Source organism: candidate division KSB1 bacterium (genome assembly GCA_022562085.1).
Classification (GTDB): Bacteria; Zhuqueibacterota; Zhuqueibacteria; order Oceanimicrobiales; family Oceanimicrobiaceae; genus Oceanimicrobium.
On record JADFPY010000037.1, the window covers coordinates 1 to 22,896 of the forward strand.

The window sequence follows — 22,896 nt, forward strand, 5'->3', positions numbered from 1 at the left end:
GACTAAAAAAGGATTTGTTTTTATCTATATTTAGTCTATATTCTGACTGAATTAAAACCGTTTTGGAGAACCTAATGGATTTTATCAACAATGTTATCCCAGTATCTGAACTAAAAAAGGATTTATCAAAAATCATACAACAACTTAGAAAAGCAGGCAGTCCGTTTCTTATAACCCAAAATGGCAAAAGTGCCGCATTTCTAATTGGCGTTAAAGATTATCAGGAACAGATGAAACGCCTCAAGCTCATGGAAGAAATCATTCAAGCGGAAAAAGACTTAAGTGAGGGGCGTTTTAAAACTCAGAAAGAAGTAGAATCACTTTTTAGCTCATGGAAACAGCCAAAGTAATTTGGTCGGACAAAGCGATCTCAAATTTGCGAAAAATTCATTCCTATATCTCTGAAGACTCACTTGAAAGGGCAAATAAAGTAGTCGAAAAAATTCTTGCAAAAACCAGTCAACTCGAACTCTTTCCAAAATCGGGACGAAAAATTCCTGAATTGAATGAGTTCGTTCGCTATCGAGAATTAATTGTGAAACCATATCGCGTTCAGTACAAAGTCGAAAATAATGTCGTCTCAATTCTTCAGGTTATTCATTCGAAACAATTTTTCGAAAGACTATTCTAACTGCTTTCGCTTTTCGCTAAGAATCTAAGATTACTCTTTCAAAGCCTGCACAATCTCAGTGACCATCTTCTTGGCATCCCCGAAAAGCATCATGGTTTTATCGTCATAAAATAGTTCGTTATCTTCACCTGCAAAGCCCACCGAAAGACTGCGCTTGACAATCATGACGGTACGCGCTTGATCGACATTTAAAATCGGCATGCCGTAAAGGGCGCTCTCTTTTTTGTGGCGCGCCGCAGGATTGACAACGTCGTTTGCGCCAATCACCAACGCGACATCCGTGTTCTGGAAGTCGTCGTTAATCGCATCCATTTCATAGAGCAGGTCGTAAGAGACGCTCGCTTCTGCTAGCAGAACATTCATATGCCCCGGCATGCGCCCTGCCACCGGGTGAATTGCATAACGAACCTGGATGCCTCTTTCCATAAGGATTTCGGCCATCTCCTGCAGAATGTGCTGGGCTTGCGCTACTGCCAGACCATACCCCGGTATGATAATGACGGACTGTGCGTTATCCAGCATCATCACAGCATCGTCGGCTGTATAACGTGTCACTTGTTTTTGCTCGGTACTTCCGGAAGCGGAGCCGCCGTCGCTGCCGACTGCGGCAAACAGCACGTTGCCAAGGGACCGGTTCATGGCCACACACATAATTTTGGTTAAAATAAGACCGGAGGCACCTACCAAAGCGCCGCTAATAATTAGGATGTTGTTCGAAATCACGAAGCCGGTTGCCGCCGCTGCCAATCCGGAATAGGAGTTTAGCAGGGAAATGACTACCGGCATATCCGCACCACCAATTGGAATGACCGAGGTAATGCCCAGAACGGCTGCCAATCCCAAAATTCCTATGAGCATCGTCCAGTTTGATGGATCGAGGACAAGCATAATGCCGAATGCCAGAACTGTTGCCACTATCAAGCCATTCATGACATGCTGACCGCGGTAAGTAATGGGCGCACCTTTCATGATGCCCTTCAACTTTGCAAATGCGATCAGGCTCCCGCTTAAGGTCACCGTTCCAATCAGCACACTTAAGCAAATCGTCGCCAGAATGCTACTTTGTAAGTCGGCGCTCCCGCGAAAAAACTCTGCCGAAGCAACAAGCGCAGAGGCGGCGCCGCCAAGACCGTTGAATAAAGCTACCATCTCTGGCATTTGGGTCATTTGAATTTTTTTTGCTACAACAGCCCCGATGGCAGAGCCGATAATTAATCCCACAAAAATATATGTGAAACTCAGAATCTGCTGATCAAGTAAAGTCACGACCACGGCCAGCAGCATGGCCAGCATCGCCAGCAAATTCCCGCGCCGTGCGGTTTTTGCAGAGCCGAGATTTTTTAAGCCAAAAATAAATAGAACTGCCGAAAGCAGGTAAACCCAATTCGCTATCGAGGTCATTTAACCGATTCCCCTTCCCTATTTTTTCTCTTGTCTTTCTTAAACATTCCGAGCATGCGATCTGTGACCATAAAACCGCCCACAACGTTAATCGTTGCAAAAATAACCGCCAGCAATCCAAGGATTGCGGATAAACGTGACTCACCTGCGCCCGCACTGAGCAGAGCGCCAACGACGGTAATTCCAGAGATTGCATTTGATCCGGACATTAATGGCGTATGTAAAAGAGGCGGAACCTTCGTAATAAGTTCAAATCCGATAAAAACCGCCAAGACAAAAATATAAACCGAAATCAGAATACCTTCGGACATCGATCAATTCTCCTTTCCAAAATTCTTTTTTACCATTTCGTTGATGATTTGACCGTTGTGGCTAATACACGTGGCTTTGGTAATTTCATCATCAAAATCAAAATTTCCGATTTCCGTACTGGCCAGATGTTTAAATAAATTGATGATATTTTTTGAGTGCATCTGGCTGGCATGAACAGGTACGGTGCGTGCCAAATTTACAGCGCCAACAATCGTGACGCCATGCTTTTTGATTGTTTTATTGGCTTCTGATAAGCTGCAGTTCCCGCCTTCGGCAGCGGCTAGATCGACAATGACCGAGCCGGGCCTCATCATTTTTACCATTTCCTCGGTAATCAGCACTGGAGACTCTTTACCAAATACCTGGGCTGTGGTAATTATCGCATCGACTTTTGTCAACCGGGCCGTAATGGCTTCGCGTTCGCGTTCAAGAAACTCATCGGATTGCTCTTTTGCATAGCCGCCTTCGGTCTCTGCATCTTCCGGATGCTCCATATCAATAAAAAATACACCCAAACTTTCGACCTGTTCTCTTACTGCCGGACGCGGATCGAACGCCTCAACCTTAGCGCCAAGACGTTTGGCCGTGGCAATTGCTTGCAGACCCGCGACGCCAGCACCAAGCACAAGAACCGTTGCCGGCGGGACGGTTCCGGCGGCTGTCATAAGCAAAGGGAAAAATTTACCGAGATGAAAGGCCGTGATCAGAGCTGCTTTATATCCTGCCACCGTTGACATCGAACTGAGAATGTCCATACTTTGAGCTTTGGTAATTCTCGGTAAATACTCCATCGCAAAACAACTGATTTTGCGCTCAAGCAATTTTGGAACGAGGTCAGAATGAGTTCCGGGTGGCAGGGAACCGATGAGTATTTTGCCCTCATTTATTAAATCAATTTCATGTTTGCCAAGAGTTTGATTTTTCTCCGGCGCCTGGAATTTTAAAACAACGTCAGATTTCGCATACAACTCCTTGGCGTTTTTTAGAATAGCTGCACCGGACTCCTCATATTGGGAATCCGTGAAAGAGGCTCTCAAACCTGCCTCAGTTTCAACAAATACTTCGTGCTCATCTTTAGTTAAAATAGGAATCATAGAAGGAACCACAGCCACGCGAGCTTCCCCATCCTGTATTTCCTTCGGTATACCAATTTTCAATGTTGTTTCTCCTGCAAAGTAAAGTAATTTCGCATCGGTCTAAATTTTGAAAAGAAGCCAATGTAAGTAATTATTCCAAGAAATACAAGAAGTTGAATCATCATTTTTCAAACTTCATTAATAATTAGCCTTGAATTTCTATTAATAAACCGATCTCTCTTAAAATGCCCGCGACTTTATTGCAATCCACAAACTCACCACTATATGCAACCGCCTTGCCTTTGAAGTGCGCCTCCATGGAGATTCGAGTCGCTTCAACCAGGGAGTATCCGGTTGCTTTTTGCACCTGTAAAATAACCTCGTCAAAACTGTGGATCTCGTCGTTATAAAGGACTACTTTCCAGGGACGTTTCATTTTCGGCTTCCTTGAAGAGGTTTTCTTTTTCTTTGGTTTTGTCTCGACAGTCATCTCAAGCTCTCAAGTAAAGTTTCTAAGATTCTCTTATTCGCTTTCGGAAAAGCATATTTAGTCATTTCTTGCGGGCGCACCCATTTCCAATCGACTGCTTTTTGCGGCTTAGGTGCGCCCTTCAAAAGTTTGCATTGAAAGGAGTGCAGCGTTATTTTGAAGTGAGTATAAGCATGTCTCACGGTTAAAAAGTGCTTGTCCACTTTGACTTGAATATCCAGCTCTTCTAGAATTTCTCTTTCCAAACATTCTTCGAGAGTTTCGCCGTCTTCTTGCTTACCTCCGGGAAATTCCCAGAGGCCACCCAAAAGGCCATTCTCCGGTCTCTGGTCAATAAAGATTCTCCCCTTGTGCCAAATAATTCCGACCACCACGTCGTAATGCGGTGTTTCTTTCTTTGGTGTTTTAACCGGCAGAACAGAGGGGTCTGCCAGTTCTTGATAAGCTTTGCAGAAGACACTCACAGGACACTTTGCACATTTTGGGCTTTGCGGTACACAAATGAGCGCACCCAATTCCATCATCGCCTGATTGAAATCAGCAGACTGGCCTTGAGGAAGCAGCTTTTTCGCGGCATTCGCAAACTTATTTTTATTTTTGATCAGCGGTTCTTCTATTCTCAGAACGCGCGACAAGACACGCGCAACGTTTCCATCAACTACTGGAACATTTTCATTGAACGCAATACTTGCCACAGCAGCTGCGGTATAAGGCCCAATACCGGGAATCTTAATCAATTCATCGGAGTTGCTCGGCATTTTGCCTTTGTGTTCCTTTGCAATGATTTGAGCGGCTTTCAACAGATTGCGTGCTCTGGCGTAGTAGCCCATGCCTTCCCACATTTTGAGAACTTGAGAAAGTTCAGCATTGGCCAAGGACTTGAGGTTGGGAAAGGCCTGCAAAAACCTTTTGTAATAGGGGAGAACGGTTTCGACCTGAGTTTGCTGGAGCATAATTTCTGAAACCCAAATCTTGTAAGGATCCTTTGTCTTCCGCCACGGCAACTCCCTTTTATTTTTGTTGTACCACTTAATTAAACTTTCGGAAAAAACAGATTTTTTTTTCGTTTCTACTCTCATCCTTTGCTTGTATTCATGCAAAAGTTTTTGTATATTGGCAACTTCTTAAACAGAAATCACAGGAAGTGACCATGAACCCATATTATTTTACAGAAAAAGGCTTCCAAAAACTAAAAGAAGAAATCGATAAACTGGAAAGGTTTATCAAACACGATATTGCCAAAGAAATTGGTACGGCACGCGAGCACGGCGATCTCAAGGAGAACGCCGAGTACGTGGCGGCCAAAAACAAGCAAGCCAACTACATGGCCAAACTCGGCCAGCTTCAGCAACGGTTTGCAAACGCCCGTATCATTCGTAAAGAAGATTTACCTCCGGACACCATCTCGCTTGGGAAGCATGTCAAAATTCGCGAAGTCGGCTCCAGTGAAGTTGACGAATACACGATTCTCGGCGAAGGTGAAACCGACATCGACAAAGGAATTATCAGTTACCAATCGCCGTTAGCAAAAGCACTCATCAACCACAAAAAAGGCGACGTTGTCGAAGCTCAGCTTCCCGTCGGCATTAAAAAATACGAAATTTTGGAGATTGATTTTTTTGAGGAAAATTAACCTTCACGGATCAACTAAACCCTCTCTTCTGCTTTCTTTTCTTTTTATTAATTCCAATTTTTTCAATGGCCCGCTTAATCGTTTGAAGCAAAAGTTTATTTTGTTCCGTGGCAGCGCGAGTTTGTAAATACTTGAGCGCGCCATCCTTGCCAAAGCATCCTAATATATAAATTCCTTCCCACTGATCAAATTCTTTTTCGCGCTCGGCAAGTCGAATTAAAGCGCGATCGGAATATTCTTTAAAAGATTGCAAATAGCCGGTTTGCAGCGCATAAATCTTTTTTGCCAGCAAACTTCTGGTAAAAGCGTCATCTGTTACCGTACTTAATTTTCCTAAGAATGGAATCAATTGCGTACTTGAGGATTTCTTGCACAGCATCTTGATTTGATGGTTAAGCCAGAGCTCCTCGTTCGGATGTTTAATATTGAGTTCCTCAAAACCGCCCAAAATGATTTCATGAAAATAATCCGTGACGCTGAGATTTGGCTTAGTCGGTACGTTTCTATTTCTTCGTTTTTTCTTTTTTATTTTCCGAAATATGGATGTCATTTTTAAATGAGCAGTTTCTTATAATTCAAAATTCAATGGACCATCAAGTGTGATTTGCGGCGGCAAAATTTTAGCTTGATAAACTAAAACCTCAACTCCCTTCCTGTAAGCCTCTCGAAGCGTTTCCGCATAAACTGGATCGATATGCGCGGCGGGTTTGAAAAACTTGCAGTCTTCGCGGCTTACCAAAAAACACATGATGGCGCGGTGACCTTTTCGAAAAACTTTCATCAGTTCGTTCAAGTGCTTTGTTCCCCGTTTCGTTACAGAGTCGGGAAACAAGGCGATGTCATTTTCAGCTAAGGTCACATTTTTAACCTCGACAAAACACTGCTCATTCTCTTTATGGAGCAAAAAGTCAAAGCGAGTGTGATCTCCCCAAACGGCCTCCGGCTTGATTTCTGAGTAACCGAGGAGCTCAGGGATTTGGTTCTTCAACAAAGCCTCATGAATTACCCGGTTGGTATTTGCAGTATTCACAACCACCCAAGTTCGGCCAATTTTGATCAACTCCCAACTAAACGGGAGTTTGCGTTTTGGATTTTGGCTCTTTGAAACCAGAACTTGGCTACCGATCTGCAAAAGTCCCATCATACTTCCGGGATTTGCACAATGTGCGGTAATTATTTCGCCGGTTTCAAGCTCGATGTCGGCCAGAAAGCGCTTGTATCTTTGGATCAGTTTTCCGGGAATAAGAGGTTCAGGCAGGGTCAATTGACAATTTGAATTTTAATGTAAAGCAAATGTCCTCATTTGCGAACATCTCAATTGAGACAATTGAGTTACAACTTTTTTAAAAATTTAACTGCTTTCAAATCTCGCAAGCCTTCCACGTGGTACTTCAAATACGCTGAAATAAAACCGTCGACTTGTTGTTGTGAGTTCGCGAAGGCTAATAATCCATTTAAACTCGCCAACGAATCCCGCTGAAACGAGCGCAGTGCATCGAAAGAATCAGCAGACAAAATCATCCCCGCTGCTTTACTTTGACTGCAGGCCTCACAAATAAAGCTGCCCTGAGTGATGTCAAAAGCAACTGTTCCCTGTTTTTGGCTTTTGCATTTCGAGCAAGTGGTGAAGTCAGGTCTGACTCCCAAAATATTAAGTAACTTTACTTGAAACGCCCGCAGTACATTCATAGAATTTTCACTTTTGTCAATTGCTCTCAGCGCTTCCAAATGTAGTTTAAACAAATTCGGATTTGGTTCTATACCGATTTCTAAATTATTTACGAGTTCACACACCGCCATTGCCAAGGCAGTTTTTTCCACGCTCTGTTTGATACCGGCAAAAAACTCGATAATATCCGCTTGGCTTAAAAGCTGAATTTCGCGGGTTTCTTTTTCATAAAAAACGATGGAAATGTAATTCAGCAGTTCCAGACTGCCACCGAATTTACTTCTCATACTGCGTGCACCCTTGGCAATGACTGTGAGTTTGCCAAATGTAAGAGTGTAAAGCGTCAGAATTTTGCTGGTCTCGCCCTGCCGCTGACTTTTCAGGACGATGGCTTCTGTTTTTTTAAGGGGCATTTTACAAATCTATTAAATAAACTGCAAAGCCGCTGTAACCAACCCAAGATAAATCGCCAAACCAATGATATCGTTAAAGGTGGTAATCAGCGGTCCGGCGGCGATGGCTGGATCAACTCCAACCTTTCTTAAAATCAACGGGATGCTGGCCCCAAGGATTGAAGCGTTTATAATAACTGCAAGCATGGAGAGCGCGAGGACGAAACCGAATGTCGGCGTATCAAAAACAGCAATGATGCCAAACAGCAGGAGCCCGCAAACTGCTCCGTTAAAAAGCGAAACTTTGATCTCCCTGCTGAGTCTTTTGAAAGTATCATCTGGACTGAGTTCTCCCAAAGCGATCCCTCTCACGACAATCGTTGCTGCCTGAATTCCTGAGTTACCGCCCATGGCCATCATCATCGGAATGAAAGATATTGCTAAAAAAATGTCCCTTAAAGAAGCTTCGAATTGAGAAAGCACCAACGCTGCTATCAACTGACCCACAAATCCAACCAGCAGCCAGGGCAAGCGACCAAAGGAAATCTTAAACACAGAAGTCTCGCGGATTTCTTCTTCATCTGCGATACCCGCCATCTTTTGAATATCTTCGGAGGCTTCCTCTTCGATGACTTCAACAATATCATCGACGGTAATCCGGCCAACCAATTTTCCGAGCTCATCTACCACCGGTAGTGAAACGAGATTATAGCGGCGGAAAATATTTGCGACTTCCTCCTGATCCATTTCTATCGGCACGCTGATAACGTCTGCGATCAGTACATCCTTAATTTTTTGGCTGGCTTGGGCTACAATTAGATTTTTCAAAGGTAAAAACCCAGCCAGCATACCATCTTTATCGAATACATAAACATTATAAACTTCAGGCACCTCTTCGGCTTTGGCACGAATCTCTTTGATGGCTTCGTCGACTGTCGTGTCTTCGGAAACGGCCACATACTCCAAAGCCATGATTCCGCCGGCTGTGTCTTCGTCATGCTGGAGAAGCTCCTTGACCTCCTCCGAGCCTTCCTCATCAATAGCGTCCAGAACTTTTTCTGCAACTTCATCCGGCAGTTCCGCCACCAAATCCGTCGCGTCATCCGATTCCATCTCATCGACGATTTCGGAAATGCGTTCGTGCTGAAGCTCGGAGACCAGCTTTTCTCTGGTGACGTCGTCCAGCTCCACAATCACATCGGAAGCAGTGTCGGCATCGAGCAGGCCGAAGACATATTTCTCATTCTCCTCCGACAGATTGCCAAGAATCTCTGCAATGTCTGCCGGATGGTTGCCGACCAGAATATTGAGAATCATCCGGCTATTCTTTTCAGACGCCAGGTACTCAATGTCATCGATGATATTTTTTAAATCTAAATCATCCATAACTTACCAATTTGGTTACTCAACTCAACAAACTCGCGCGCACTTAATTCTTCAGGTCGTTTTTCTAAGTCAAAATTGATTTTTTGTGAATACTCGAAAAACCCCGGTATTTGCTGCAGCGATTTTCTTAGCATTTTTCGGCGCTGCTGAAATGTTAAATGAATCACTTTATCCAGCACCTCTTCATTTTCTACATCAACGTCTTCAGGTTTCGAAAAGTCCCATCTGAGCACGGAAGAATGGACATCCGGTTTCGGTTGAAAAACATTTTTTGAGACATGAAACAAAATTTTCGGTTGCGAATAGAGTTGACTAAAAACCGAAAGAATGCCGTACTCTTTGCCGCCTGGCCGGGCTACAATTCTCTCCGCCACCTCTCGCTGTATCATGAGGGTCAGATCAGAGACGAATTGTCGAATCTGAAAAATCTTGAAAATTACCGGACTGGTGATATGGTATGGAATATTTCCCAAAAATCTGATGGGAACTTTCTCCTCGAGATAATTTCGTAACTCCGTTTTTAAAAAATCACCATGAACAAGTGTAAAATTTTTAGAGCTCCCGAACCGGCTTCGCAGGTTTTCACACAGTTTTGCATCAATTTCAATTGCAATGACTTTGCGGGCTTCTTTTATAATGTATTTAGTCAAAACCCCAAAGCCGGGACCGATTTCAATAATTAAGTCTTGCGGATTTGGGGTTAGTTTTCTGATGATCTTACGAGCGGTATTTTCGTCCACCAAAAAATTTTGCCCGAGGCTCTGCTTAGGACGAAATATCAGCTTGTTCATTCCATCGCCCGATCACCCAATCCAAATAATCGCTTTGCATTCGAAGTTGTTATTTCGGTTATTTCCTCAAATGTTACTTTTTTTATTTCAGCTAACTTTTGTGCAATGTAGACGACATGGGCCGGCTCATTTCGACGCCCCCGTTTTGGTTCAGGAGAAAGAAACGGGCAGTCGGTTTCCAAAAGCAATTTATCCAAAGGAACAATTTCTGCAACTTCCGGGAGCTGTGATTTCTTAAAAGTCAGATTACCTGTAAACGAAATATGAAACCCAAAATCCAACACTTCTTTGGCAATTGTCATGTCTTCTGAAAAGCAGTGAAAAACGCCGCTTAACCCCGAAGCGCCCTCTGACTTAAGAATCTCGATAATTTGAGGGCCAGCTTCACGATTATGAATCACGATTGGCAACTTAACTTCTTTTGCCAGCCTGATTTGTTCACGAAACGCACGTTCCTGAACTTCTGCAGGACAATGGTCCCAATAAAAGTCCATGCCGATCTCGCCGATTGCCACGACCCTTTTATGGCCACAAAGCTCTCGTAATTCAAGTAAGCTATCCTTTCCCAACTTGGCCGAATCATTAGGGTGAATACCAACTGTCGCATACAGGCCTTCGTACTTTTCTGCCAACTCGATGCACTGTCTGCTCGTCTCCAAATCAACTGCGATATTAATAATTCTCTTGACATCTGCTTCATCCGCTCTTTGAATCACTTGTTCTCTATCTTCATCAAATTGGTCGAAATAGAGATGGGCATGGGTTTCGATTAGCATTTCTTTATTATTTGAACTATTCGAACTGAGAATGTTTTTTAATCTCTGGTATTAAATTTTTGACGTCTGGGCCAACTCCTTTGACGATGAAGAAAAATTTTACTGTATGTAAAAAATGGTTCTGTTAGCATCAACCCTCATTTGAACCGAACTCCTTTATTCTTAATTTAACTACCGAATCTTCGCCCCTGTCCCAATCTCCTTGTCCACGGTCAATAAACTTAACTCGCCGGAGTCATTTTCCGCGGCCAGCAACATTCCCTGTGACTCGAGTCCGCGAATCTTTGCTGGCTGCAAATTCGCAACAATGACGACCAGCTTACCGATCATGGACTCGGGTGTCAGGAATTCAGCCATTCCGGCAACGATTTGCCTTTTTTCTTCGCCAATTTCGACCTCCAGTCGCAAGAGTTTATCGGTTTTTTCAACGCGCTCAGCGGTTAAGATTTTCGCCACCCGCAAATCGATGTTTTTAAACTGATCAAATGAAATCAGGTTATTTTTTTCTTCTGACACTTGTTTCTCTCCTTCCCTGCCCGGTTGAGATTTCGCCTTAAGCTTTTCAACTTCAGCTTCAATAACGGTATCTTCGATTTTGGAAATTAGTATTTCGGGTTTACCGAGTTGATGCCCTTCCGGAATAAACTCTTTGCCCGCAGCAAACCAGTTTTGCCCGTGAATATCACCTTCTTGATTTAAAAGCTTCCAGAGTTTCTCCGCTGAAAACGGCAGGAAAGGCTCCATTAAAATTGCCAACGTTTTCGAAACCTGCACACAGACGTTCAGAGTTGCGCCACACAATTCCGGATCTTCTTTTACTGTCCGCCACGGTTCTTTGTCATTGAAATATTTGTTAGCGTTGCGAGCGACATCCATAAGCGCTTTAAGCGCCTGTCTTACCCTGAACCGTTCGAGTGAATCGCCGACTCGCTCCGGCGCTTCGGCGATTTGCTTCAGGATCCAATAGTCCAACTCATCCTGCTGCTTTTGTTCCGGAACGCGACCGTCGAAATGTTTGTCGATAAACGTCAGCGAACGATTGATAAAATTACCCAAAATCCCAACCAACTCAGCATTATTGCGAGTTTGAAAATCTTTCCAGGAAAAATCTGAATCCTTTGTTTCCGGCGCAATCGAAGCCAGACAGTAGCGCATCGAATCAGGTGGAAAATTTTCAAGATAATCTTCCAGCCAAACTGCATAATCCCGGCTGGTTGAGACTTTGTCCCCCTGGATGTTCAAAAACTCATTCGCTGGCACACTATCCGGCACGGTATAACCTTCTTTAGCCATTAAAAGTGCAGGAAACATAATTGCGTGAAAAGTAATGTTATCCTTGCCAATAAAGTGCACGAGTTTGCAATTTTCGTCTTGCCAGTAATCCTTCCAGCGGTCGGGCTCGCCGATTTTCTGTGCCCACTCTTTTGTCGAGGAGATGTATCCCAAAACCGCCTCAAACCAGACGTATAGGACTTTATCCTTAGCTTCTTCCAGCGGCACTTTAATGCCCCATTGCAGATCCCGGGTGACAGCCCGATCCTTCAAACCCTGCTTGAGCCAGCCGTAGCAGTAATTCTTGACGTTTTGTTTCCACTCCGGATGGGAATCAAGATACTTTTTTAACCGTTCCTGAAAATCACCCAAAGGAAAATACCAATGAGAAGTCTCTTTCAGCACCGGTGTCTTACCGGTGATTTTACTCTTCGGATCGATCAATTCCGTTTGATTCAAATCGCTGCCGCATTTTTCGCACTGGTCGCCGCGAGCTTCCGGGAATTGGCAATTCGGGCAGGTTCCTTCCACGTAGCGATCGGGGAGAAACATCCTGGCTGTTTCATCATAAAACTGCTTCTCTTTTTTCCTTTTTAAAATCCCTTTCTGATGCAAATCAGAAAAGAATTCCTGCCCGGTTTCATGATGAATCGGTAGCGAGGTTCGGGAATAATTGTCGAAGCTCATCCCAAAGCGCTCGAAACTTTTCTTGTTCAGCTCATGAAACCGATCAATGATTTGCTTTGGTTCAACGCCGTCCTGCTCGGCACGAATAGTGATCGCAACCCCGTGCTCATCTGAGCCGCAAATATAAACGACGTCGTTCCCTTTCAGACGCTGGTAGCGGACATAAATATCAGCCGGCAGATAGGCTCCTGCGAGGTGGCCGATATGCAAGGGACCGTTTGCGTAGGGTAGTGCACTGGTGACAAGAATTTTTTCTCTTTTAATTTTTCTACTCAATTTAGCTCTTCTAAATTACCGTGCTCATGGCCGCAATCGTTTTCACATTTATAAATTTTGGTTTTGACATACTCAAGGGAAAATGTTTCAGTAGTCTCATCGGGATAGAGCACCATAACTTTTTCACCGAAAATGTCGATATTTGAGACAATCCCTTCTCCCTTTTCAGTAACAATCGGTTTGGCCAATTTCGGGTACTGTTTTATCGCTTGATTATAAAAATCACGCTCGTACATCAGGCAGCATTTCAAACGGCCGCAAACGCCGGCCAATCTCGAAGGATTTAACGACATATTCTGGTCTTTGGCAGCCTGCGTGGTGATCGGCGTAAAATCCCGAATCCACGATGAACAGCACAATTTTCGACCGCAAACGCCATATCCTCCCAATCGGCGCGCTTCATCTCTCACACCGATTTGCCGGAATTCTACGCGTGTTTTATAAATCGCAGCAATATCTTTCACTAACTTCCGAAAATCGACCCGGTTATCGGAGGTAAAATAGAAGGTGATTTTTTTGCCGTCAAATTGATACTCACATTCAACCAATTTCATATTGAGTTTGTGGTTTTTTAATTTCTCCTTGCAAATTTGAACGGCTTTTTCCTCCTGCTGCTGGTTTTGTTCATACTGTTCCAAATCGGCCTGATGTGATTTGCGAATTATCTTTTTCAGCTTACCTTTACCGGCTTTTTTTGCCAACAAAGAACTTATATGATTAATTCGACCTAAATCGATTCCTTTGTCCGCTTGCACGATGGCGTAGTCCCCAACCTTAAAAGGAATTTGCTGTGGATTCGTAAAAATTATCCGACGCTGTCCCTTAAATTTTAATTCAACAAGATCGCTTTGCATAAGTTATCTCCTTACAAACGTCCTTAATTTATTCAACAAGACAATCAGTATTAAATTGATTTGTACATTGCGACTCATCTGTTCCAAAGATTCCTCGATTGCGTTCACAGCACTCTGCAAATCCGCATCTGGAAACTTTTGGGTGAAATTGTTTAAAGTCTCAAATGCCCCGGCGTAAATCAACAATTCCTGATTTGGTTCGTCGGTCTCTCGAAAAACCAAAGCGTCTCTAAACCAAATCAACAGTAAAGACAATAGATCTTTTATTTGTTTCAAATCACCCTGGCAGGTTTTCAAGACTTCATCTACATATAAAATCTGGGTGAATTCGCTTTGAACGCTTTTTCGAAAAAATTCCAGAGACTGATTTTGCTTCTCCTGCAAATTTTCGTCTAAAAGCTCGATGGCCCGCCGGTAACTTCCCGAAGCTACGCGCGAGGTTAACCTCGCCTTCTTCTGCTCAATATTGTGATTCTCAATTAAAGCCTGCTCAATTTCCGCCGCTTTCAAAGGTTCGAACTTAATGAGCTGACACCGCGAACTAATGGTCGGAAGCAGCAGATTCGGCCTTGAAGAAATCAAAAGCAAGTACATTTTCTCCGGCGGTTCTTCCAGGATTTTGAGAACGGAGTTAGCGGCTTCTTCGGACATTCTCTCCGCGTCTACAATGATGACAATTCGGCCCCGGCCTTCAAAAGATTTGTAAGAAGATTTCCGGCGTATCTCCCGGATCGTCTTAATCGAAATCGGCGGATTTGGCCACACCTCAACCCTGTGGTACGGATTAGCAGCTATGCTTTTAAGAATTTGTCTTTCATGAATTCGAATTTCCTCTTGCTTTTTCTCCGGTTTATTATCTTTCACCGGCGCCGGAAAAATAAAATGCAAATCCGGATGGCTCAGTTTGGAAACCCGCATGCAGTTTGGGCAAGGATCGGGAGAACAGGCTCCGGATTTTTCACAGAACAAAGCTTTGGCTAATTCAAGAGCTATCGCTTCCTTTCCCACTCCGCGTTCACCAACGAACAAAAAGGCATGGGAAAGCCGTTCGCTTTTCAGTGCTTTTTCGAAGAAATTCCTAACCCGCTGTTGTCCGATTATGTTTTCAAAGGCCATAAGAAAACCAATTATCAAATTACAAAAAACAAATTCCAAAAATAACAATTGAGTTTTGAGATTTGGAATTTGGCATTTACCCAAAAGGGTTAAGTGCTTTTCGCCAGCCAATTCTCCGGATTCAGCTTGGTTGTGCCTTTCCAAACCTCAAAATGCAGGATCGGTCCTTTCAGAGAACCGGATTCGCCCACGCTGCCGATGACCTGGCCTGATTTAACATCGTCTAACAAATCAACTAAAATCTCACGTAAATGCGTATAAACAGTGTAGTATCCACCATAATGACTCACAATTACTATATTTCCGCGTCCCCTTTGCCAGGTAATTGTGGTAATTTTACCCTTGGCGACCACCTGTACCGGATGACCCTCCGGCGCTTTAATTTCAATCCCGATATTCTCCGTAAAGGTTTTCAATTCCGGGTGCTTAACTTTGCCAAATCTTGTCACAATTCGTCCTTCGGTCGGCCAAATCATAAGTCCGCGCAATTCTGAAAATAAAGTTCCCGGTTTTGGTAACGGCGTTTGCTTAGGTGCTCGTTCCAGACCGGCAATTAAGCTGGCTATCTCTTTCGCGGCATGTTCCTTTTCAATCAATCTTTGACGAAGCAAGTCGGTATTTTTTCGAATTGAAGTTAAAACTTTTTGACGCTCGTTCTTTTTGGTTTTTAACTTCGCCTCTTCATTTATTTTATTTCGTAGTAATTTCTTTTTTTCTTTTAATTCAATGGTCAGCAACGACTGATCGCGTGTTATCTTCGTCTGTTTTTCTTTGATTTGCAAATAATTCCGGTAGTCGTTTTCAGACAAACGTTTTTGGTATTCAACCCACAATAAACCGTCGTTAATTGATTTTGCCGTAAGCAGCAACTCGATGTCCTTAAAACGGCCGTATTTGTAAATATAAACCAGCCGTTTGCGAAAGATTTCCTTTAAGCGTTCTAATTCCTGTTGGGTCGTTTTCAGGTTTTTACTGATTCTTGAAATTTGGCTCTCTTTTTTCTTCCGGCCCTTTTTTAGATTTTGGATAACGCTGTGTGCTAAATCGATATCCAAATCCAGATTTGTCAGCATGTATAAAACCGAGGTTTCATCTTTGTTATTGGCTTCAATTTCTTTTTGTACAGCACGGATCTCGTTACGTGCCTTGCGAAGTTTTTCATGATGACGTTCGGTTCTATTTTGGGCGCTAAGAATCCCTGCTCCCAGAAAATAATAAATCCACAAAAGCCACACTAAGAATTTACAAAACATAACTCAAAATAAGAGAATTCTGCTATAAAATCAACTAAAATCTCAGGTGTCGCTGGCATGGGTCTGCTAATTAGCAGCCACTTGCAAATTAGAAAAAAAATTTTATCTTTTACCTGCACACCAAAGGAGCAACTTGACCAAAAAACTATTTACCCCGCAGCTTACTCTCAATTGGCTAACCAGAATCCTATTCTTTATTAGCTTATCCGCATTTTTACCGGCAATGCCGCGTTACATTAGTGATATTGGTGGCAATTATTCCCAAACCGGCATCGTCATGAGCGCGTTTGCCGTTGGCGTGCTTATTTTTAGACCGCTGGTGGGCAGAAAAGTGGACAACCTTGGACGAAAAATCGTGCTAATATTCGGAATATTAATTTTTGTCATATCACCCGTAATTTACATGTTCATCAAATCTGTCAATTTGCTCATCCCGGTACGGATATTTCATGGATTGGGGTTGGCCGCATTTGGCACTGCATCGATTACGCTCATCACGGACGCTGCGCCGCTGGAAAGCCAGGGAGAAGTTCTTAGTTACACCGGAATGGTTAATACAATCGCTTTCGCGTCGGGACCCATTTTAGGATTTTGGGTTTTGGATAATTGGGGGTTCAATATTTTATTTAGTTTTCTTTCCGGGCTAGCAATTCTCTGTTTGATTTTTTCACTCTTTCTCAACGAAACTAAAACACATTTGCCAGCAGGAAGCAGCGTAAAGTATTTTAAGACCATTTGGAAACGAAAAATAATTGTAGCAGCAACCGTTATCATGTTGATCGGTTTGGTTCATGGCGGGGTTATGTTCTACATCCCTTTTTATCTTGAAGATTTTAAAGTAAATATCGGCCTTTTCTTTTCGGTTTATGGAATTTCTGCTTTTCTAATCCGGTTCGTTGTGGGCAAGGCCTCGGATCAAATCGGCCGGGGGCCAATTGTTGTGTTTTCATTAATATTGCTTACGGTTGGTGTTTTTATGCTGAGCCAGGCAACCGGCGTGATTTCCATGTTTATTGCGGCGATTCTCTATGGATTTGGCTTCGGCGCCCAACAGCCGGTATTGACCGCGCTTGTAGCCGACAACACGACAGAAGAAACCCGCGGCAAAGTCTTTTCCTTTTACTACGGCGGTTTTGATTTAGGTATTTCAATTGCCGGCTTTCTGCTTGGATTCATCGCCGAAAAATTCGGTATTCGGAATATGTTCATTGTATGCAGCTTCATCACATTCCTTGCCCTCCTTATTTTTTCTACAATTATCGAAAGCAGTCCCCTTCAATCATTGCAGTCGACTTTCTCTGTGCGCAAGGCTGCAAACGATCCAAAAAGTATTGAAGTACCTACTTAACCCGGACAAGCCCCGTGGGATAAATCAAATCCAACGGGGCAAGCCGGAACCAAACAGGGGAATTTGATCACTAGAAGGTGAAGAGAGCGCACCAGGCGATGCTGGATGCTGGTACAGATGCCTGTCGATCGTAAATTGTAGATCGTCAATCTTATATCGTATATCAAATTTCCGGACCTGAAAATATACGATCTAAGATATTCGTTTTTTAAAGAAGCTCGACTTCTCCCAATCGGAGATTGTCAATCAAATTATCGACAAAGTTTTGTCGATGTATGGCGCTATGGGCCTAAGTGGTGGATTGACCGAAAACTTGCGTGAGGCGTCCCGCCGAACGATTTCTGCAGGCAGTTCCTTCCAAAAGCGTAATTCGTTTTTGTAAGACAAGGCCATAAATTTACGCCAGGTGCACACTTTTTTACCTATTCACAACCCAGTCTCTCAATCAATTAGCCTAAATCAGGTCTTTTATAAAGAGATCTTGTTTTGGCACTATCTTTGTAAAGTTCTTGAGTAAATAGTAAACGGCGGAAGAAAATTCAAGGAAGGATCTGCCAATGCAGGCTTCATCAAAAAAACAAAGTAACTTTCTCGTAATCGCTTTTTTAGTTTCGTTCGCTTATTTCCTGATTATCCTGTTAATGGATAAGGCGTTCATATAATTTCTACATTGTCCATCTTTTTCTCCTCCAATAACGCCACAGGAAGTGGCGGTTATTTCCTTTCAAAGGCAGGGCCCCGGTAACCGAGGCCCTGCCTTTTTTATTCTTGCTTTAATGCCTACTAAATTTTATCTTTCAACTGTTCTCAACTTTGATAGAAAAATTTTAACCGCAGATTTGACACAGATAAAACACGGATTTTAAACTCGCCGGCGGTATAAGTTATATTCATCGTTTTTAAATATAGCAGAATAATTAAACTGAATTCAAAAACTGCTTTTTCGATTTTCAGGCTTTTCTAAACTGGCTCAATCTGTTTTTAAATCCGCGTCAATCAGTGAAAATCCGTGGCTTATTACTTTGGCTGCGGCTCGACGCGCCGTGTTAATCAGCGGGCAAATTACGTTTCATAATAATTCTTGAAACCTATGGCAACCCAAGAAGCAACTGAAAATTATTTCAAACGACTTGCCCATAAAAATATTCCGGCCCACTCCATCCGCACGTTTGGCAAAACCGGAATTGAAGTCAGCAGCATGGGTTTTGGCGGCTATCGAATCCATCACAATTCAATTGAAAACGCCAAAGCGCTGCGCTACGCCCTACTCAATGGTTTCAATCTGATCGACACGTCCAGCAATTACACGGACGGCGGCAGCGAAATGCTCATCGGCAATTTGCTGCAGGAAATGATTGATCGGCCAGAGCTTGACCGTGACGAAGTTGTGGTGGTTTCGAAGGTGGGTTATGTTCAAGGGCAAAACATGCAGCTTGCGCAGCAAAATGAAGCGAACGGCCAGCCTTTCCCTGAGATGGTTAAATATATGGAAGGCTGCTGGCACTGTATCCACCCGGAATTCCTGCAAGACCAGTTAAGCCGCTCCCTCGACAGACTTCAGTTGACCCATTTAGATGTTTACTTGCTGCATAATCCGGAATATTTTCTTTCTCACGCCAGGAAAAATAATAGCGATCACCAAACTGCCCAAAAAGAGTACTACCGCCGCGTCAAGGTGGCATTCGAATGGTTGGAAGAAAAAGTTGCCGAAGGGAAAATAAAGGCTTACGGAATTTCGTCGAATACTTTCCCGCTCCCGGCTGCCGATTTCGAATTTACTTCTCTGGAAAAGACCATTGAACTTGCCAATGATGTCGCTGCAGACAACCATTTTCAGGTCATTCAGTTTCCGTTTAACCTATTCGAGACCGGCGCTTGCTTGGAAAAAAATCAAGCAGGCGGTTCAAAAACACTTCTGCAAATTGCTCAAGAAAACAAAATCGCAACGCTGGTCAACCGGCCGTTGAATGCCATGCACAACGGCGGAATGCTGCGGTTGGCAAGTTTCCGTGAAACAAAAGCTGAAGAAATCGAAAAAGAATTTGCTGAAAGGAAAAAATCCATAGGTGAATTAGAAAAACGTTTTAAAAAAGAGTTTCTATCAAATGTCCCCGATGAGCTCCCGAAAGAAAATTTCGAACGCGTGTTTTCGGTTTCGGAGCAGTTAAGCAATGCTCTCAATGCTTTCCAAAACTGGGAGCATTGGGACCATGTCAAACAGAACAGGGTCGTACCGCAAAATTTTTCGTACTTGCATGTTCTCAATGAAAAATGGCTCGATAATAGTAAATGGAAACAGTGGTCTGAATCGTATGTGAGAGATTTAAGCAATTTCCTCGACACAATTACCAAACAATATGAAAATAAAGCGCAAAAACGCTCAAAGGAAATTTCCGTCGAGTTGGATAAACTCGCGCCTGACCTAAAAACTACGGAAACTCTGTCGCAAAAAACCTTGCAAGTTTTGACTTCAGTACCCGGAATTGATTGTGTTCTTTTAGGCATGCGCAGTACCCGCTATGTTGAGGATGCCTTTGTTGCTTTAACTCAACCGGCCATTTCACAAGCCGAAAAACTTTTATTGGATTTTCATAACTGATAGTTGCGGAGATTAACGAAGTGGTCTCCGCAACCTGCTCTGTGACGAAGACCGCTTCGCTTAACTTCGTCACAATCAAATCAATTTTATGCAATATTATGTTTCCCAACTTCAAAATTGGTCCTGAAGCATTAAAGTATTTCGAATCTGCCTATGAATTTCAGATGCAAGGCGAGTTGGACAAAGCTGTCTTTTATTATAAAAAATCCTTAGAAATCGAACAAACCGCCGAAGCGCACACCTTTCTTGGCTGGACTTACAGCTTTATGGGAAAATTAGAAGCAGCCATCGCAGAATGTCACAAAGCAATTGCCGCCGATCCGGATTTTGGAAATCCTTACAACGATATCGGCGTTTATTATTTGCAGATGGGTAAACTCGATGCAGCAATCCCCTGGTTAGAAAAAGCAAAAAAGGCCAGGCGCTACGAAAATCCCGAATTCGCCTATTGTAATTTAGGAAAAATTTATGAGCTCAAAGGGCTTTGGCCGCGAGCCATGGAAGAATATAAAAAAGCCCTGGCGATTCAAAAGGATTACCTGCCTGCACGGGTGGGCTTGGTGCGGTTGGAGACTTATCTGAATTAAGAATGAAAGCAATCGTCATCACCAAGTCAGGAGACCCGGGCGTCCTGCAACTTCGGGATGTTGAAGAACCAAAACCTTCCCAAGATGAAATTCTGGTAAAAGTCCAGGCCACGGCGCTCAACCGAGCGGACCTTCTGCAAAGGCGTGGGCATTATCCACCGCCGCCGGGCACCAGAGAAGACATTCCGGGGTTAGAATTTGCAGGGACGATTGAAGGGGTCGGAGAGAAAGTAACTTCTTTTAATCCCGGCGACCGCGTCATGGGACTGCTTCCCGGTGAAGGGTATGCTGAAAAAATTGTAACTCACGAACGGATGGCCATTCCGATTCCGGCCAACTTAAATTTTGACGAGGCGGCTGCCATCCCGGAAGCTTTTCTCACCGCCTATGACGCTCTTTTTTCACAACTAGAACTCAAATCCGATGAGCGGCTTTTAGTTCATGCTGTCGGAAGTGGCGTTGGCATCGCAGCTTTGCAACTTGCCAAAAACGCCGGGACTATTGTTTTCGGCACCGCCGGCTCTGAAGATAAACTAGCCAAAGCTCGCGATTTGGGCTTGAATTTTGGAATAAATTACAAACATCAGGATTTTAGGGAAAAGGTACTGGCCAAAACCAACGGCCTGGGGGTGAACACAATTCTCGATACCGTTGGAGCCCCATATTGGGAAAAAAACTTAGCTTGCCTGGCAACCAAAGGTAGAATGATCATCATTGGCTTGATGGGCGGCGCTAAAGTTGAAGCCAATCTCGGCATACTTCTGAAAAAACGGCTTCGGATAATGGGCTCGGTCCTGAGAGCCAGACTGCTCGAAGAAAAAATCGCTCTCACCAAGTCTTTTGTGGAAACTGCTTTACCCTTATTTGAATCGGGTAAATTACAACCGATAATAGACCGCACTTTTCTTCTTGAAGAAGCTGCCGAAGCACATGCCTACATGGAGAAAAATAAAAATTTTGGAAAAATCGTGCTTAGAATTTGCTAGTGAAATCCAGGCGTTTGCTTGTAATCATCTGACAAAGATGGTTGGTTCTCCAGGTACTCAATTGAGACGATCGAGTTTCACACTTTTACCGCAGGAATAGAGGAATGAAAATTGGGACATTCTTACTATGTGCGTTGTCATTAGGAATTGGTGTTATTGGCTGTGCCTCAGTCGAAGAATTCATCAAGAAAAATGTTCAACCACCGAAAGTTAAATTTTCAGGCGTAAAAATAAGCGGGCTTTCTTTTGAGGCTGTGGATTTGCTTTTCGAATTGGAAATCACCAATCCGAATCCGGCGGGTATCCATTTAGTTGAGTTAGACTATGATTTCCTGCTCAACAACAATTCATTTCTTAAAGGAAAACAGGAGCATGGTTTGGAAATCAACGCGAGAAGTACCGACATTGTACAAATCCCGCTTTCGCTGAATTTTGTCGATGTTTATAACACTTTTCAAGGATTAATAAATCAGGACAGCACAACTTATGAAATCAGCGCCGGATTGTCATTCAACATCCAAATTCTGGGAGCGCCCCAACAAATTTCGATCCGAAAAAGGGGAACCCTGCCGCTGCTGAAGCCGCCCAAAATCAGCTTAGCATCCCTCAAATTGCATAATTTAAATCTGACCGGGGCAGACTTGAGTTTGAATGTGAAGCTCATAAATCCTAATGCGTTTGAGTTTATTGTAAAACGTATGGAGTACGACTTTGAAATAAATGGTTCGCAATGGCTGAGCGGAAATTCACAAAAAAATCTTCAGATTTCTGCGAAAGATGAAAGTCTTCTCAACTTTCCCATTTCACTCAATTTTTTTCAAATCGGCCGCTCGGTGGCTCAGCTTCTCAAAAATAATCAGCCTTTAGAATACCGCTTTAAAGGAGGCATGGACTTAGATTCTTCACTGCCGTTTTTGGGCGCGGTACATTTACCTTTTGATCGTTCCGGAGAGATTCGCATACAAAAATAAGAAGCACTCCTGGGTTTGTGCCGTCTTCTCAATCAGAAAAACTAATAATAATAAAAATGAATAGTTGAGGTAATCATAACCAAAATCATTCTTTTATCTTAAAATATATCTTAGGATGCAAGTTTAGTCGGCTGTAATTGACTTAAGACCTCATCAATGCTGTTGTAGATTTCAAAACCGTGTCGAGTTTGGTTATTCTGAAATAATACCCACCTCTTATACCATAAGTGGGTCTACAATGGAGCTTGTAAGTGATGATGAAACAGAAGCTCCCGAGACAGGCACAATCAGCGTAAGTGGTAGCCAGTTGACAATTGATTTTGCCGACGACTTTACAGTGGTCTTCAAAAAGCAATAGTCCTTAACTGTCTGGACTATTTTCTCCCGGAA

Annotated in this window: 23 protein-coding genes; 8 read left to right on the plus strand and 15 right to left on the minus strand. The window is 43.3% G+C overall.

Going from position 1 to position 22,896, the window contains the following annotated elements:
* Positions 1–74 precede the first annotated feature (74 nt).
* Both IH879_05565 and IH879_05570 read left to right on the plus strand, forming a co-directional pair.
* Positions 75–350, plus strand: coding sequence for a type II toxin-antitoxin system Phd/YefM family antitoxin (locus IH879_05565; protein ID MCH7674406.1), 276 nt, complete (start codon positions 75–77; stop codon positions 348–350).
* On the plus strand, positions 332–631 hold the full coding sequence (locus tag IH879_05570; protein ID MCH7674407.1) for a type II toxin-antitoxin system RelE/ParE family toxin: 300 nt from the start codon (positions 332–334) through the stop codon (positions 629–631). The genes IH879_05565 and IH879_05570 overlap by 19 nt, the downstream gene beginning before the upstream one ends.
* Before the next feature lie 30 nt (positions 632–661).
* Here IH879_05570 and IH879_05575 read toward each other — a convergent pair whose 3' ends face one another.
* From IH879_05575 to mutY, 5 genes are all read right to left on the minus strand, one after another.
* Positions 662–2,032 (minus strand): NAD(P)(+) transhydrogenase (Re/Si-specific) subunit beta, encoded by a 1,371-nt coding sequence (locus IH879_05575; GenBank protein MCH7674408.1) that lies wholly within the window; start codon positions 2,030–2,032, stop codon positions 662–664.
* Positions 2,029–2,343 carry an NAD(P) transhydrogenase subunit alpha gene (locus IH879_05580; protein ID MCH7674409.1) on the minus strand — a complete coding sequence of 105 codons (315 nt, stop codon included), beginning with the start codon at positions 2,341–2,343 and terminating at the stop codon, positions 2,029–2,031. The genes IH879_05575 and IH879_05580 overlap by 4 nt, the downstream gene beginning before the upstream one ends.
* 3 nt (positions 2,344–2,346) lie before the next feature.
* Entirely contained in the window at positions 2,347–3,501 is a 1,155-nt protein-coding gene (locus IH879_05585) for a Re/Si-specific NAD(P)(+) transhydrogenase subunit alpha (GenBank protein ID MCH7674410.1), read from the minus strand.
* Between the two features lie 124 nt (positions 3,502–3,625).
* Positions 3,626–3,856, minus strand: coding sequence for an ATP-dependent Clp protease adaptor ClpS (locus IH879_05590; GenBank protein MCH7674411.1), 231 nt, complete (start codon positions 3,854–3,856; stop codon positions 3,626–3,628).
* A 50-nt stretch (positions 3,857–3,906) separates the two neighbouring features.
* Entirely contained in the window at positions 3,907–4,989 is a 1,083-nt protein-coding gene (gene mutY / locus IH879_05595; GenBank protein MCH7674412.1) for an A/G-specific adenine glycosylase, read from the minus strand.
* 71 nt (positions 4,990–5,060) lie between these two features.
* Between mutY and greA the strand changes: the two genes are divergently transcribed.
* Complete coding sequence (greA, locus tag IH879_05600) at positions 5,061–5,543, plus strand: transcription elongation factor GreA (GenBank protein ID MCH7674413.1); 483 nt, start codon at positions 5,061–5,063, stop codon at positions 5,541–5,543.
* A gap of 10 nt (positions 5,544–5,553) precedes the next feature.
* Here greA and IH879_05605 read toward each other — a convergent pair whose 3' ends face one another.
* The 10 genes from IH879_05605 to IH879_05650 form a co-directional block, all read right to left on the minus strand.
* Positions 5,554–6,093 (minus strand): hypothetical protein, encoded by a 540-nt coding sequence (locus IH879_05605; GenBank protein MCH7674414.1) that lies wholly within the window; start codon positions 6,091–6,093, stop codon positions 5,554–5,556.
* 18 nt (positions 6,094–6,111) lie between these two features.
* Positions 6,112–6,807 (minus strand): DNA/RNA nuclease SfsA, encoded by a 696-nt coding sequence (gene sfsA, locus IH879_05610; GenBank protein MCH7674415.1) that lies wholly within the window; start codon positions 6,805–6,807, stop codon positions 6,112–6,114.
* Positions 6,808–6,875: 68 nt separating this feature from the next.
* Entirely contained in the window at positions 6,876–7,625 is a 750-nt protein-coding gene (recO, locus tag IH879_05615) for a DNA repair protein RecO (GenBank protein MCH7674416.1), read from the minus strand.
* A gap of 12 nt (positions 7,626–7,637) precedes the next feature.
* On the minus strand, positions 7,638–8,990 hold the full coding sequence (mgtE, locus tag IH879_05620) for a magnesium transporter (protein ID MCH7674417.1): 1,353 nt from the start codon (positions 8,988–8,990) through the stop codon (positions 7,638–7,640).
* Positions 8,978–9,781: a ribosomal RNA small subunit methyltransferase A gene (gene rsmA, locus IH879_05625; protein MCH7674418.1), complete on the minus strand. Its 804-nt coding sequence runs from the start codon at positions 9,779–9,781 to the stop codon at positions 8,978–8,980. Before rsmA ends, mgtE begins: the two co-directional genes overlap by 13 nt.
* On the minus strand, positions 9,778–10,557 hold the full coding sequence (locus IH879_05630; protein MCH7674419.1) for a TatD family hydrolase: 780 nt from the start codon (positions 10,555–10,557) through the stop codon (positions 9,778–9,780). The genes rsmA and IH879_05630 overlap by 4 nt, the downstream gene beginning before the upstream one ends.
* Before the next feature lie 171 nt (positions 10,558–10,728).
* Positions 10,729–12,780 carry a methionine--tRNA ligase gene (gene metG / locus IH879_05635; GenBank protein ID MCH7674420.1) on the minus strand — a complete coding sequence of 684 codons (2,052 nt, stop codon included), beginning with the start codon at positions 12,778–12,780 and terminating at the stop codon, positions 10,729–10,731.
* Between the two features lie 8 nt (positions 12,781–12,788).
* On the minus strand, positions 12,789–13,646 hold the full coding sequence (locus IH879_05640; GenBank protein MCH7674421.1) for a hypothetical protein: 858 nt from the start codon (positions 13,644–13,646) through the stop codon (positions 12,789–12,791).
* Positions 13,647–13,649: 3 nt separating this feature from the next.
* The gene (gene holB / locus IH879_05645) at positions 13,650–14,762 is read right to left on the minus strand and encodes a DNA polymerase III subunit delta' (protein MCH7674422.1); all 1,113 of its coding nucleotides are present in this window, start codon (positions 14,760–14,762) and stop codon (positions 13,650–13,652) included.
* Positions 14,763–14,851: 89 nt separating this feature from the next.
* A complete protein-coding gene (locus IH879_05650) occupies positions 14,852–16,015 on the minus strand; it encodes a peptidoglycan DD-metalloendopeptidase family protein (protein ID MCH7674423.1) in 1,164 nt (387 codons plus the stop codon).
* A 133-nt stretch (positions 16,016–16,148) separates the two neighbouring features.
* On the opposite strand from IH879_05650, the gene IH879_05655 reads away from it, so the two are divergent.
* The 5 genes from IH879_05655 to IH879_05675 all read left to right on the plus strand — a co-directional run bounded on the left by IH879_05655 (position 16,149) and on the right by IH879_05675 (position 22,506).
* Positions 16,149–17,363, plus strand: a complete 1,215-nt coding sequence (locus tag IH879_05655) for an MFS transporter (protein MCH7674424.1) — start codon at positions 16,149–16,151, stop codon at positions 17,361–17,363.
* Between the two features lie 1,090 nt (positions 17,364–18,453).
* On the plus strand, positions 18,454–19,962 hold the full coding sequence (locus tag IH879_05660; protein MCH7674425.1) for an aldo/keto reductase: 1,509 nt from the start codon (positions 18,454–18,456) through the stop codon (positions 19,960–19,962).
* Between the two features lie 98 nt (positions 19,963–20,060).
* Positions 20,061–20,549, plus strand: a complete 489-nt coding sequence (locus IH879_05665) for a tetratricopeptide repeat protein (GenBank protein MCH7674426.1) — start codon at positions 20,061–20,063, stop codon at positions 20,547–20,549.
* Between the two features lie 2 nt (positions 20,550–20,551).
* Entirely contained in the window at positions 20,552–21,535 is a 984-nt protein-coding gene (locus IH879_05670) for an NAD(P)H-quinone oxidoreductase (protein MCH7674427.1), read from the plus strand.
* Between the two features lie 104 nt (positions 21,536–21,639).
* The gene (locus tag IH879_05675; protein MCH7674428.1) at positions 21,640–22,506 is read left to right on the plus strand and encodes an LEA type 2 family protein; all 867 of its coding nucleotides are present in this window, start codon (positions 21,640–21,642) and stop codon (positions 22,504–22,506) included.
* The last annotated feature ends 390 nt before the right edge of the window (positions 22,507–22,896 follow it).

Excerpts from the sequence above, each read along its gene's own strand:
- IH879_05565 (MCH7674406.1), top strand. The coding sequence starts at position 75 with ATGGATTTTATCAACAATGTTATCCCAGTATCTGAACTAAAAAAGGAT.
- IH879_05570 (MCH7674407.1), top strand. The coding sequence starts at position 332 with ATGGAAACAGCCAAAGTAATTTGGTCGGACAAAGCGATCTCAAATTTG.
- IH879_05575 (MCH7674408.1), bottom strand. The coding sequence starts at position 2,032 with ATGACCTCGATAGCGAATTGGGTTTACCTGCTTTCGGCAGTTCTATTT.
- IH879_05580 (MCH7674409.1), bottom strand. The coding sequence starts at position 2,343 with ATGTCCGAAGGTATTCTGATTTCGGTTTATATTTTTGTCTTGGCGGTT.
- IH879_05590 (MCH7674411.1), bottom strand. The coding sequence starts at position 3,856 with ATGAAACGTCCCTGGAAAGTAGTCCTTTATAACGACGAGATCCACAGT.
- mutY (MCH7674412.1), bottom strand. The coding sequence starts at position 4,989 with ATGAGAGTAGAAACGAAAAAAAAATCTGTTTTTTCCGAAAGTTTAATT.
- greA (MCH7674413.1), top strand. The coding sequence starts at position 5,061 with ATGAACCCATATTATTTTACAGAAAAAGGCTTCCAAAAACTAAAAGAA.
- IH879_05605 (MCH7674414.1), bottom strand. The coding sequence starts at position 6,093 with ATGACATCCATATTTCGGAAAATAAAAAAGAAAAAACGAAGAAATAGA.
- recO (MCH7674416.1), bottom strand. The coding sequence starts at position 7,625 with ATGCCCCTTAAAAAAACAGAAGCCATCGTCCTGAAAAGTCAGCGGCAG.
- mgtE (MCH7674417.1), bottom strand. The coding sequence starts at position 8,990 with ATGGATGATTTAGATTTAAAAAATATCATCGATGACATTGAGTACCTG.
- rsmA (MCH7674418.1), bottom strand. The coding sequence starts at position 9,781 with ATGAACAAGCTGATATTTCGTCCTAAGCAGAGCCTCGGGCAAAATTTT.
- IH879_05630 (MCH7674419.1), bottom strand. The coding sequence starts at position 10,557 with ATGCTAATCGAAACCCATGCCCATCTCTATTTCGACCAATTTGATGAA.
- IH879_05640 (MCH7674421.1), bottom strand. The coding sequence starts at position 13,646 with ATGCAAAGCGATCTTGTTGAATTAAAATTTAAGGGACAGCGTCGGATA.
- holB (MCH7674422.1), bottom strand. The coding sequence starts at position 14,762 with ATGGCCTTTGAAAACATAATCGGACAACAGCGGGTTAGGAATTTCTTC.
- IH879_05650 (MCH7674423.1), bottom strand. The coding sequence starts at position 16,015 with ATGTTTTGTAAATTCTTAGTGTGGCTTTTGTGGATTTATTATTTTCTG.
- IH879_05660 (MCH7674425.1), top strand. The coding sequence starts at position 18,454 with ATGGCAACCCAAGAAGCAACTGAAAATTATTTCAAACGACTTGCCCAT.
- IH879_05665 (MCH7674426.1), top strand. The coding sequence starts at position 20,061 with ATGTTTCCCAACTTCAAAATTGGTCCTGAAGCATTAAAGTATTTCGAA.
- IH879_05670 (MCH7674427.1), top strand. The coding sequence starts at position 20,552 with ATGAAAGCAATCGTCATCACCAAGTCAGGAGACCCGGGCGTCCTGCAA.
- IH879_05675 (MCH7674428.1), top strand. The coding sequence starts at position 21,640 with ATGAAAATTGGGACATTCTTACTATGTGCGTTGTCATTAGGAATTGGT.